Origin of the sequence: Paenirhizobium naphthalenivorans, from assembly GCF_007992095.1 — a bacterium.
Lineage (GTDB): Bacteria > Pseudomonadota > Alphaproteobacteria > Rhizobiales > Rhizobiaceae > Allorhizobium > Allorhizobium naphthalenivorans.
Genome location: NZ_BJZP01000047.1, coordinates 1 through 10,700 on the forward strand (window position 1 = coordinate 1; position 10,700 = coordinate 10,700).

The 10,700-nt window shown below is 59.6% G+C and carries 13 protein-coding genes and 1 pseudogene; 11 read left to right on the forward strand and 3 right to left on the reverse strand.

The window, feature by feature from the left end; all coding sequences use genetic code 11:
- Positions 1 to 137 precede the first annotated feature (137 nt).
- From RNA01_RS22195 to RNA01_RS22215, 5 genes are all read left to right on the forward strand, one after another.
- Positions 138 to 1,064, forward strand: a complete 927-nt coding sequence (locus RNA01_RS22195; RefSeq protein ID WP_055971832.1) for an ArdC family protein — start codon at positions 138 to 140, stop codon at positions 1,062 to 1,064.
- 68 nt (positions 1,065 to 1,132) lie between these two features.
- Positions 1,133 to 1,609 (forward strand): hypothetical protein, encoded by a 477-nt coding sequence (locus RNA01_RS22200; protein WP_235916842.1) that lies wholly within the window; start codon positions 1,133 to 1,135, stop codon positions 1,607 to 1,609.
- Positions 1,609 to 2,550, forward strand: coding sequence for a hypothetical protein (locus tag RNA01_RS22205; protein ID WP_147182305.1), 942 nt, complete (start codon positions 1,609 to 1,611; stop codon positions 2,548 to 2,550). Before RNA01_RS22200 ends, RNA01_RS22205 begins: the two co-directional genes overlap by 1 nt.
- Positions 2,543 to 2,884, forward strand: coding sequence for a hypothetical protein (locus RNA01_RS22210; protein ID WP_200943437.1), 342 nt, complete (start codon positions 2,543 to 2,545; stop codon positions 2,882 to 2,884). Before RNA01_RS22205 ends, RNA01_RS22210 begins: the two co-directional genes overlap by 8 nt.
- A gap of 557 nt (positions 2,885 to 3,441) precedes the next feature.
- Complete coding sequence (locus RNA01_RS22215; RefSeq protein WP_035226669.1) at positions 3,442 to 3,756, forward strand: DUF736 domain-containing protein; 315 nt, start codon at positions 3,442 to 3,444, stop codon at positions 3,754 to 3,756.
- 110 nt (positions 3,757 to 3,866) lie between these two features.
- Here the strand turns inward: RNA01_RS22215 and RNA01_RS22220 are convergent, their stop codons facing one another.
- A complete protein-coding gene (locus RNA01_RS22220; RefSeq protein WP_055971840.1) occupies positions 3,867 to 4,145 on the reverse strand; it encodes an HU family DNA-binding protein in 279 nt (92 codons plus the stop codon).
- 344 nt (positions 4,146 to 4,489) lie between these two features.
- Here RNA01_RS22220 and tnpA point away from each other — a divergent pair, with 344 nt between their 5' ends.
- From tnpA to RNA01_RS23800, 5 genes are all read left to right on the forward strand, one after another.
- A complete protein-coding gene (tnpA, locus tag RNA01_RS22225) occupies positions 4,490 to 4,972 on the forward strand; it encodes an IS66-like element accessory protein TnpA (protein WP_162244898.1) in 483 nt (160 codons plus the stop codon).
- Positions 4,965 to 5,318, forward strand: a complete 354-nt coding sequence (gene tnpB, locus RNA01_RS22230) for an IS66 family insertion sequence element accessory protein TnpB (protein ID WP_055971843.1) — start codon at positions 4,965 to 4,967, stop codon at positions 5,316 to 5,318. Before tnpA ends, tnpB begins: the two co-directional genes overlap by 8 nt.
- Before the next feature lie 85 nt (positions 5,319 to 5,403).
- Positions 5,404 to 7,056, forward strand: coding sequence for an IS66 family transposase (gene tnpC / locus RNA01_RS22235; RefSeq protein ID WP_235916843.1), 1,653 nt, complete (start codon positions 5,404 to 5,406; stop codon positions 7,054 to 7,056).
- 136 nt (positions 7,057 to 7,192) lie between these two features.
- On the forward strand, positions 7,193 to 7,708 hold the full coding sequence (locus tag RNA01_RS22240; protein WP_170253612.1) for a GNAT family N-acetyltransferase: 516 nt from the start codon (positions 7,193 to 7,195) through the stop codon (positions 7,706 to 7,708).
- Between the two features lie 254 nt (positions 7,709 to 7,962).
- Positions 7,963 to 8,133 (forward strand): hypothetical protein, encoded by a 171-nt coding sequence (locus RNA01_RS23800; RefSeq protein WP_011982966.1) that lies wholly within the window; start codon positions 7,963 to 7,965, stop codon positions 8,131 to 8,133.
- Between the two features lie 634 nt (positions 8,134 to 8,767).
- On the opposite strand, the pseudogene RNA01_RS24240 reads toward RNA01_RS23800, so the two are convergent.
- Together RNA01_RS24240 and RNA01_RS22250 are read right to left on the reverse strand one after the other, a co-directional pair.
- Positions 8,768 to 9,028, reverse strand: a pseudogene (locus tag RNA01_RS24240) (WGR domain-containing protein); the annotation flags it as partial.
- A gap of 9 nt (positions 9,029 to 9,037) precedes the next feature.
- Complete coding sequence (locus RNA01_RS22250) at positions 9,038 to 9,493, reverse strand: thermonuclease family protein (protein ID WP_284727932.1); 456 nt, start codon at positions 9,491 to 9,493, stop codon at positions 9,038 to 9,040.
- Positions 9,494 to 10,048: 555 nt separating this feature from the next.
- On the opposite strand from RNA01_RS22250, the gene RNA01_RS22255 reads away from it, so the two are divergent.
- Complete coding sequence (locus tag RNA01_RS22255) at positions 10,049 to 10,483, forward strand: DUF3846 domain-containing protein (RefSeq protein ID WP_147182306.1); 435 nt, start codon at positions 10,049 to 10,051, stop codon at positions 10,481 to 10,483.
- Positions 10,484 to 10,700: the final 217 nt, after the last annotated feature.

Sequence of the window (10,700 nt, forward strand, 5' to 3'; positions counted from 1 at the left end):
GGCAAGCCGCAACGGCTGCGCCGTCCTCCACTTCGTTCCGGCCGTTCCGGTGCGGCTCACCACCTGACCGCTCCTGCCCTTGTCCCTCCGCGACGGGGCCGCAATGGCGCGGCCTCCTGAATGGAGGTACAAGGAATATGAGCAGGAAAGAACACAGCGATCGAAGCGATATCTATTCACGGATCACCGACCGGATCATCGCCGAGCTGGAGAAGGGCGTCCGGCCGTGGATGAAACCCTGGAGTTCCGCCAACGCGGCTGGTCGGGTTACCCGGCCGCTGCGCCATAACGAACAGCCCTATTCCGGTATGAACGTCCTCCTGTTGTGGTCGGAGGGTATCGCGCGAGGCTTCTCCTCGCAGACCTGGATGACGTTCAAACAGGCTTTGCAGCTTGACGCTGCCGTGCGCAAGGGCGAGACCGGTTCCACCGTCGTTTTCGCCAGCCGCTTCACGAAGTCCGAGGACGATGGAAGAGGCGGCGAGGTCGATCGGGAGATACCGTTCCTGAAGGCCTACAATGTATTCAATGTCGAACAAATCGACGGTCTGCCCGAGCATTATTACCACCGCCCGGTCGCGCAGATCGATCCCGTCGAGCGCCTCGAACACGCTGACCGGTTCTTTCGCCACACCGGTGCCCTTATCCGGCATGGCGGCAACCAGGCCTATTATTCGCCGGTCATGGACTACATACAGATGCCACCCTTCGAGACGTTCAAGGATAGGGCAAGCTACTATGCAACCCTGAGTCATGAAGCAACCCATTGGACGGCAAGTCCGGAGCGGGTCGGACGCGACCTCAGCCGCTATGCCAAGGACAGATCGGAGCGCAGCCGCGAAGAGCTAATTGCCGAGCTGGGAAGCATTTTTCTAGCCGCAGACCTGGGGATCTCGCCCGAGCTCGAACCACGGCCCGATCATGCAAGTTACCTCCACTCATGGTTGAAGGTGTTGGGCGAAGACAAGCGTGCAATCTTCCAGGCGGCGGCCCACGCGCAACGCGCCACCGCCTATCTGCATGGCTTGCAGCCGAACGGCGCTGAACACAGGGAGGCTGCGTGATGGCCATCCCTTGCATAAGATTGCCCATCGTCGCGTGCTCGGCGACCAAACGAGACGGTCCCCGATACATGCCGGCCATCGACTGCTACGATGGCCCGCTCTGGCCAACGCTGCGCACGGTCGATCCGCGAAGGGAAAAGGCGCAAGTCGCCGTTCTTTCCGTCCATCTCGGCTTCGGGGCCGCAGAAATGCCGATCGAGATCTACGATGCCCGTATGACCGAAACGATGGTCGCGGCGATGAAGAGCGGCGATCTCGGAACACGCTGGCCGCGTCCCACTTCTCATGCCCGCGTCATGCCCTCCGGCGAATATCCGGGAATGCACATCGCCTTGTTCACCGAGCATCGGGAATTTGCCTTTTGCGATGTCGGGCTCACCGGCGGGTATCTCTATCTCGACGTCATGCGGCACCTTGTCGATCTGTTTCGCAAAGCGGGCTATGTCGCAGGCGACGCCCGGATCACGGAGATCAATCGATCCATCGGCTTGATGCGACGCGACCTGCGCCGCTGGCTCCGCGACCAGAACGGGGAGGCGGGCTGATGGCGTATTCTCCACTTGTCCCGGACCATGTCACAGGATCCTCCGAAATCAGGCTGAGGACGCTCAGTCTCGGTGCTGGCGTGCAATCGACCAACATGGCCCTGATGGCGGCGCATGGCGAGATTGGCCCGATGCCCGATTGCGCCATCTTCGCAGACACCGGATGGGAACCGAAGGCCGTTTACGATCATCTCGCATGGCTGATGTCATCCAATGTCCTGCCTTTTCCGGTCCATATCGTTTCGAACGGAAACATCCGTAGCCAGCTCATGGAGGCAGGTGCTGGCAACCGCTGGGCCTCCATTCCCGCCTTCACCCGCACGGTAACGCCGGTCGGTTCCTGTGTGCCGATCCTTGATGAAGACGAGGACGGTGAAATCGTCACAGTCGGCACCCGTCGAACCAGGAGCGAGACAATCTCGATCGGCATGATCCGACGCCAATGCACCTCCGACTACAAGATCGTTCCGATCCGCAGGAAGGTACGCGAGCTTGCAGGGCTAACACGCCGGCGGTCTCCCGGCGAACCGGTTGTGGAACAATGGATCGGCATCTCGACAGATGAAGTCGTCAGGATGAAACCAAGCCGGGAGGCATGGCAAGCCAATCGCTGGCCACTGATTGAACAGCGCATGAGCCGACGCGACTGCCTTGCGTGGCTGCGCCGCCATGACTATCCCGAGCCCCCGAAATCCGCCTGCATCGGGTGCCCCTTCCATGACGATGCACGCTGGCGCTTCATGCGCGATCACGACACCGATGCCTGGATCGATGCGGTCGAGGTCGACCGCGCCATTCGCAGCGGATTGCGCGGCATTCGCGGCAAGGTCTTTCTCCATCGCTCCGCCGTGCCACTTGAAGAGGCGGACCTGTCGACGGCCGCAGACCACGGCCAGCTCGATCTGTGGCCGAATGAATGCGAGGGTATGTGCGGTGTCTGATCGATCCTCCAGCGCCGAAGTGCGCAACCCTCTTCTGGGACTGCCCGCGGCGCAAAAAATGCGATCCCTGCCACCGGAAGCGCGTGCGGTTCTGGCAGAGCTTCTGCGGGAACTGTCGTTCGACGCGCGGGAACGCGCCGAACGCAGCTGGCGACAGAACAAGGCGCCGATGGCGGTCTACTGGAAAGCCGTTGCCGTCTATGCCGGGCATCTTTGTCGGATCGCACGTCTGACAGGAGCCCGGCGCGAGCGAGCGGGCGCGCCCCATCCCTTAGAGGCGGAAGTCGGCAATCGGGCCGCCGGACATTATACCCCGCGTTCTGATGGGCGGTAGAAGGGACATGGCGGTCTTCATCCCATTCGGCAGGGTTGCCGACGAGAAATTCGGTGCCGCCACTGATGCGTCACATGCATGAGGAGAGCGGACAGTGCGTGGGTGAAGTCCACCTGTGGGCTGCCTCAAACGCCAGGGGAGGGGATGCGAAAAACGCCACGTCCCGGAAAACAGCGTCGCCGGACCAAAGCGCCAGCATGCGGCCGATCCCGAAAGTCCGTGCCACCGAAAGGGTCCGTTCGACGCCGGGGACCGCCGACACCACGCGCCCTGCCAGGTTCCAACGCCCTTGACACCGGCGCACCCACGCAGACCTCGATGGAACTGGTGTGACCGCAAGACGCCTGCGGCTCGATCGGCCGACCGCAACGACCGGCCCGGACTATTTTCCGCCGCCCGGCGAGCCGGGCTTTGCATCGCGAACCAAAATAGCCCGCTCCAGTCGCCCTCCACTGCGTTCCGGCCCCTGAAGGGGTGCAGTGCTGATCGCTCCCGGTCCTTACACCGTCATCGAGGCAGCGATGGGCGCAGCCCGATCACACGAAAGGAACCAAGTCATGGCAGTCATCGGCGAATTCACCACCAACGGCAACACCATCGTCGGCAACGTTCGCACTCTAACCGTCGCAATGAAGGCCCGCCTCAATCCCATCGAGCGCGTCTCCCGCGACGCCCCGGACTTCCGAGTCACCTCCGGCGCCGCCGAAGTGGGAGCCGGCTGGAACTCGGTCTCGGCCAACGGCGAGCCCTACATCTCCTTGAAGCTCGACGATCCGAGCTTCAACGCCCCGATCAACGCCGCCTTGTGGCCGGCAGAAAAGGAAGGCGACTACGTCCTTGTCTGGTCCCGCCCGAACCGCGAGGCCGCATGACCGGAATCCACAAATGGCCCCGCCGCGAGGCGGGGTCGTTCGCAAAACGCAACAAAGCCGGATCCGGGCAGCGTGCACGGTTCCGGCTTTGCCTTAGTCATGGGGATGCCTCAGGCGTTGAGTGCGTCCTTCACGGCCTTGCCCGGCGTAAACGCCAGCTTCTTCGCGGCCGCGATCTTGATCGTCGCGCCCGTTGCCGGGTTGCGGCCCTCGCGCTCCGGCGTTTCCTTCAGCTTGAATTTGCCAAAGCTCGGAATGGACGTCTCCGCACCGGCCAGCGCCGCTTCGGTGATCTGCCGGAAGACGCTCTCCACAATCGCCTTGGCCTGCGCCTTGCTCAGGTTCTGCTCGGACGCGATCTTGTCTGCAATTTCGCTGGTCGTGGTCATAATATAATGGCTCCTCGTGTTTCACAGCTTCCGGTATGAAGTTGAAGATGCCGCAACGATAAGTGCGAAACATCCGCATTCGTTAGATAAGACGCGAAAACCACAGGAAATGTGCCCTCTCCAGGCGTTCCTGACGCCTCGCGAGCGATCCCGCGGCGCTCTATGCTCCAATTCCGGCGAACAGGTCCGGTGTCTCCCGATACGATGAAGATGCAGGCGGGTATCGAACCCGCATGCATCTTGCCGGTGCCATATGGAGAGGTGTAAGCGCTCAATTCGCGGCACCTTCACTGGCTCAAAGGAGTGGTGCAAAGGGTGTCCACCGATTGAAAGGGTGGACACCGATGGGAATTATGGGAGCGGACGGAGCCAAGCCACATGTGCTGTTTGTGGACCGACAAGGGAACCATCACTATGATCGCGCATGGAAACAGCAGGTTGTTGGATTGGCCCTTGAACCCGGCGCTTCTCTATCGCGTGTTGCCATTGATCACGGGATTAATACGAACCTTGTGCGCAAATGGGTGCGTAAGCATAAGGCAACAGAAATGGAGGCCTTGCGGCCTTCGCCATCTTTAGGGTCGGCATTTATTCCGGTTCGGATCGAGGCTGCTGCAAACGATATTGTATCCAGGCATGACGACGCCCACGCCCTGAACTTGAAGGTTCGCGATTCTGGCGAGATGCGGCAGGCTCCTGCGAATGCTGCTTCGTTCTCCTCTGCGGCAAAGCTGCATGTGTCGCTGCCCAACGGTGTGAAGCTGTCACTGGAATGCGACGATGCTCGTGCATTGACGGCAGTCATCGGAGCGGTGAGCGATGTTTAATTTTTCTTCTGACGTTCAGGTCTATCTGCATCGCGATCCTATCGACTTCCGTGGTGGGATCAACAGCCTTGCGGTTCTGGTTCAGGAGGAGATGGAGCTCGATCCGTTTGCACCGGCGATCTTTGCCTTTTGCAACCGACGTCGCGACCGGATGAAGATTTTGTTCTTCGATCGGTCAGGTTTTGTGCTTTTGTTAAAGCGATTGACTGACGACAAATTCCGCTGGCCGCAACGTCAGGACACAATCATGCAGCTTGACGTCGAGCAATTACACTGGTTGCTTGATGGCATTGATATCGATGCGATGGTTCGTCACCCGGTGCGTCAATATAGAATTGCCGGCTGACGGGATTTGAGCCCGGCGCATAAATGTAGACAAAATCTACATTCGTTTATCGACGTCTGGAGCCGCGTTCGATTCAAGCATTGGGATGAATCGAACCGGCAAGCCCACCGTCGAAGATCTGATGGCGCAGATAGTTGCGTTGCAGGCGGAAAATCAGCAACTGAACGAGCGTGTCTTCAAGCTTGAGGAAGAGCTGGCGTTGGCGCGACTGCATCGTTTTGCGCCGCGAAGCGAAAAGGGTGTCGATCGCCTCTTTGATGAAGCCGAACAGGCGGTTCTGGAAGCGGATGAAAGCGACGATCTTGCAGACACCGGGGCGGACCCCGTTGAACTTCCGGATACGGGATTGCCGGAAACAGGACAACCGCTCGGTAAGAAACCTGGACGCCGACCGCTTCCTGCCAATCTGCCGCGCGAGCGTGTCGAATATGATCTTGCCGAAGATCAGAAGAACTGTCCATGTTGTAGTCAGCGGATGCACCGCATGGGGGAACTGGTCACCGAGCAGCTTCACATCGAGGTGAAAGCCAAGGTCCTGCAGAATGCGCGGTTCAAGTACGCGTGCCGCAACTGCGATCGAACCGCGATCAAAACCCCGATTTTGATCGCGCCGATGCCCGCACAGCCCTTGCCGGGCAGCATCGCCACGGCCTCGACGCTAGCCTTTGCGCTCGTTCACAAATATGTCGACGGGACGCCGCTTTATCGTCTGGCAAAAGCCTTCGAGCGTGCTGGCGTTCCTGTCAGCCGTGGCGCTCTTGGTCATTGGGTGATCGGTTCGAGCGAAAAACATCTTTCCCGCATCTATGATGCGCTGAAACTGCAGCTCAGATCACAGTCCCTCATTCATGGTGACGAGACGACGGTTCAGGTGCTCAAGGAGAAGGACAAGGCTGCCACCAGCACGTCCTACATGTGGGCTTACCGCAGCGGCGAAGACAGTTCCGAACCGATCGTGCTGCTCGATTATCAGCCCGGTCGCGGGCAGCAATATCCGCAGGCCTTTCTCGGTGACTTTCGCGGCATACTGATGAGCGATGGTTACACGGCATGGCGCACCCTGAGAGGTGCAACGCATATTGGTTGCATGGCGCATTCGCGGCGGCGCTTTGTCGAAGCGCTGCGCGCCAGAAAGAAAGGCGGCGGACCGCCAGAGCAGGCGCTGAAGTTCTTCGAGCAGCTTTACCGGATTGAAAAACAGGCTCGCAATGAAAAACCGGATGATGGTGAAACGCAGGCTGATTGCATTCGCCGCTTTCGCCAGCAACACAGCGTTCCGGTCCTCAATGCCCTTAAGGAATGGCTCGACAAAATCGCCCCAAAGGTTTTGCCGGAAAGCAAGCTTGAGGATGCGGTCTCATACACGCTCAATCAGTGGCAATATCTGATCCGCTACACCGAAGACGGCAGCATGCCGATCGACAACAATCTTCTGGAGCGCGACATCAGGATTTTTGCCACAGGAAGAAAATCGTGGATCTTCAGCGATACAGTAGACGGAGCCAAAGCCAGCGCTATCGTCTACAGCCTCATGCTGACTTGTCGGGCATGTGGCGTTGAACCATTTGCATGGCTTAAGCACGTCCTCACCGAACTGCCGCAGCGATCCCAAGACGCTAATATCGACGATCTGCTGCCATTCAACTTCGTAGAGCGCACCGATACACAAGAAGCATCTCTGATACGCGAATATCCCACATCTAATCGTATTCAATCGACCCTTGAGCCCGAAAGCTAAGCAATAGTGTCTTGGCAGACGCCAAACTTACAGCGTACCGTCAATCAGCAATATTGCTGTCCTCAAGGTTGTCTCACGTTAGACGGGTAACATTCTTATGCTGAAATATCGTCGGGCATTAGTCTCAGATATCGAAATGATTATCGATCTTCATGTGGTAATGAGCAAAAGCACTTACCCCGGTGTCTTGCCACAAAATTATCTGGATAATGAACTTCCGCTTGAAAAAAGACAGCTGTGGGAGAAGAGGTTCGTTGGGCCGAATACCGACCAACTTATTTTTGTAGCCATGCAGGGCCAGGAAATCGCTGGGTTTTGCTGCTTCGTCTTCAATGAAGAGAAGGAGCACGGTACGTATCTGCATAATCTATACGTCTCGCAGGAATATCAGAAGCGTGGGGTGGCGAAGTCGCTTCTTAAGCAAGCGATCGCAGCATTTGATAGCGAGCGGCAAAAATTGCCAGTTCATTTGCTTGTATTTGCTAAAAACACAAATGCCGTTGCAATATACGAAAAGCTCAATGGCACAGTCATCGAGAAGCGTGATGTATCGCGATGGGGTAACCCTACTGTCGAGCTGCTGCGATACCAATGGCCTTCTGCTGACGCGCTAATTCAAAAACTTGACGATCGTCAGAGCCAAAACACCTGATCTTCACCAAAACGGGTGCGGCGAAACTAGCGCTTACGGAGAGGTGGGGTCTGCTCAGATCGTCCCATTGTGCCGTTCGGAGATGACGGCCTCAAGGACGCGGTTCCCCCAATTTTCAGCCCCGTCCCGAAGGGCCGGGTCAGAAAATCGGCTCCCCCATGCGCCGGCTCCGCCGGTCGCGTGCCGCGATCCTTGACCCCGCCATCCCCTCACGCCGCGGGTCCTCGTTTTTCACAAACGTCAAGGAGACGACGATGACCTATGCCCTCGAAATCCAGGTTGAAGAGTTGCGCGCAGAGATGCGGGCCGTAGTGGATGCCGCAGAGCGCCGTCAGATCAAGGCCGAGCTCGAACTCGCCCAGGCCGAACTGGCCGCCGCGCTTGCCGAACAGGACGGCAGCCATTCCTCGGAGCCTCCGTTCTGACGGAGGCTTCTGCCGCAGTTGCCGGCCCAGCCCGCCGGATCGACCGGCGGCCAGGGCTCGACGCTCCGCATCGCCACCGACCACACCAACACCGCAGCCTGCATCCCACCGGTAGAGATCGGGGACGTAGCCGCGTCCTTCCTTTCGATCCCCTGTCATCGGCATCGGGGATGTTGCAGCCCGGTCGTCGCACTGCAACCTGCCGGCAACGAAATTTTCCCCGCCTTGGGCTCCTCGCGCCGCAAAATTCCGTCGCCGGCAGGTCCTCCGCATGCGCTGCGGCCCTTTCGGGTGCAGCACGCCTCTCCGGGCCGCGGCCTATCCCCGCAATGACACGTTATCGAAAGGAGTAAACATCATGCGCCAACTCGCCCAATTCCTCACCGCCACGGGTCGCCGGCTGCGCGCACTCGGCAAAGTCGCCGGCCATTTCTTCCGTAAAGGCAAACTCGGCCTCAAGCTCGCAATCAAGATCCCGTTCTTCGTCGAGATCGAGATCGCCTTCGAGACGGACTGGGACCGGCGCCGATAAGGCGCCTGCCGGGGCCCGCTCGCGCGGGCCTCGTTCCACCTGCTGTTCAGCCGGGCGATAGCCGCGTGTCCGCTTCTGGCGAACGAGATCGAGAAACAGAAGTACCGCCTCCTCTTCACGCTGGAAGATATGCACCTTCGACTGGCCGCGCGCGCCGATGCGTCCCCAGCGGCGCGTCAGCCGGGTCTCTCCAAACAGGGTTTCCGAGATATCCATGGCATAGTAACGCGCCATGTTCATCGAGGCGTCCCTGCGTTCTATATAAAGCTGATAGGGCTGCGCCATCATGACGACAGAATCGTCGATTGCCGATTCCGCGTCCAACCATAGATTTGAATCGGTCAGGCCCGACCGATTCATCATGGTGATGGATCAATCGCACCAGTGATGGCGCGCGCCGTCCCAACGCCGCGCTAGACCTTCCGAAATGAGGATCTCGCCGATGGACTGCCCGTCGCGGACAACCCTGCGCAACTTCCGGCCATACCTGTCTTCGTCCCGATCACCCGCCACAAGCGAGAACTCCCCGTCATTGAGGAGGTCGAGCAAACGTATCTTCGCCGCCTCGCCCTTGATCTTTTCCGCCTCGCACCGCGGCGGGCTGAGCTCCGGCGTGTCGATATCCGCAATCCTGATCTTCTGATCACCAAGCCAGAACGTGTCGCCGTCGACCACGCAGTCGCGGTGCAGCCCATCCGGACAGATGCCGAAGCGAACCGAAATCGAACCGCTTGCCCGTGCGGTCATCGGCGGTCCGAGACCAGCGGTGATGTCCTGCGTCGCAACCAGATATCCACCAAGCACCACCAAAGCGATGATGGTCGCCAATACAATGCTGCTGGGTCGGATACGGCTGGGTTTCCACCTCGGCCGTTTTGCCGGTCTGTCCCTTTCGGCTGTTGTCGGTCTTGACGGGTTTGTCCGTTTGCGCCGCTCTTCGTCGAGCTTGACGATTTTGTTCAATGCCTGCCGGTCCTCGCAATCTGTTCTCGTTTCCCGCCTTATCCGAATATCAACGGAATGAAAGGTCATTCAGGGCGAGCCGCTTCGCGGACGGCTCTATTCGCTGCGCGAACGGAGCCCGCAGGCGGTCTCCGCCGATCCCGGTGACGATCCTCTCGCTCGGCTGCGCCGATGGAAATCGCCCCTGGCGATTCATCCCGGTCTGGTCGGGAAAAGAGGGCGCCGCCCTCTCTCCCCAGCAAGGTGCAGGCGCCGGTCTCCCCGTCCTTCCGCGCCGGCTTGTGCAGGACGGGTGATCCCCCTCCGGCGCCTGCGCCTTGCCCCCCTCTCACCCGCCGCTCCGCGCGCACTCGGGAAGCAGGAGCGGGGCCTGCTTCCTGACCAAAGGCCCTTCGCTTCGCGAACCGAAGGAGCTTCAAAATGACCCTCAATGCCTATCTTGTCGAAGTCGAAACCCGCAGCATCCGCATGGTGACGATCGATCCGGCAAACAGCCTCGCCGACATTCGCCGTCATATCGGATGCAACCTCATCGACATGGTGAGGATCGACCGGAACCATTGCATCATCGTCGACGACAACGGTTTGATGGACGAGATCCCATGCTTCACCGAGGTTGCCGATTATGCAAGTCCGCTGGCCGGAAACCTCCTGATCGTCGGCACCGACCAGTTTGGCGAAACCGTATCACCGCAACGGCCGATCGAGGATTTTGCCCGCATCCTGACGATCCGGTTCCCGGTTCTATCACCGACTTTCGAGACGATCAGCGGGCCGCATGTATTCGGCAGCCGCGTCAGCGGTTTTACCGCCACGTTGAAGGCCGCCAATCCGGCCGTGATCGCCACGGCGTGACGACGGCAGAAGGGGGCGGCAATCCCGTCCCCGCTCAACCCATCCGACGCGCTGAGGCCCCGTCGGATGGGTCGGGCCGTCATCGCACCTTCGCCGGGTGGTCCGGATCGACCGGCCCGCCCGGCGGCAAGAGGGCTGGCCCTCTCACACTCTCCCTCCACACGGACACGGCGCCCCTGGCGCCGTGGTCTCTTCTTCTCTGACTTCCCATTTTGCA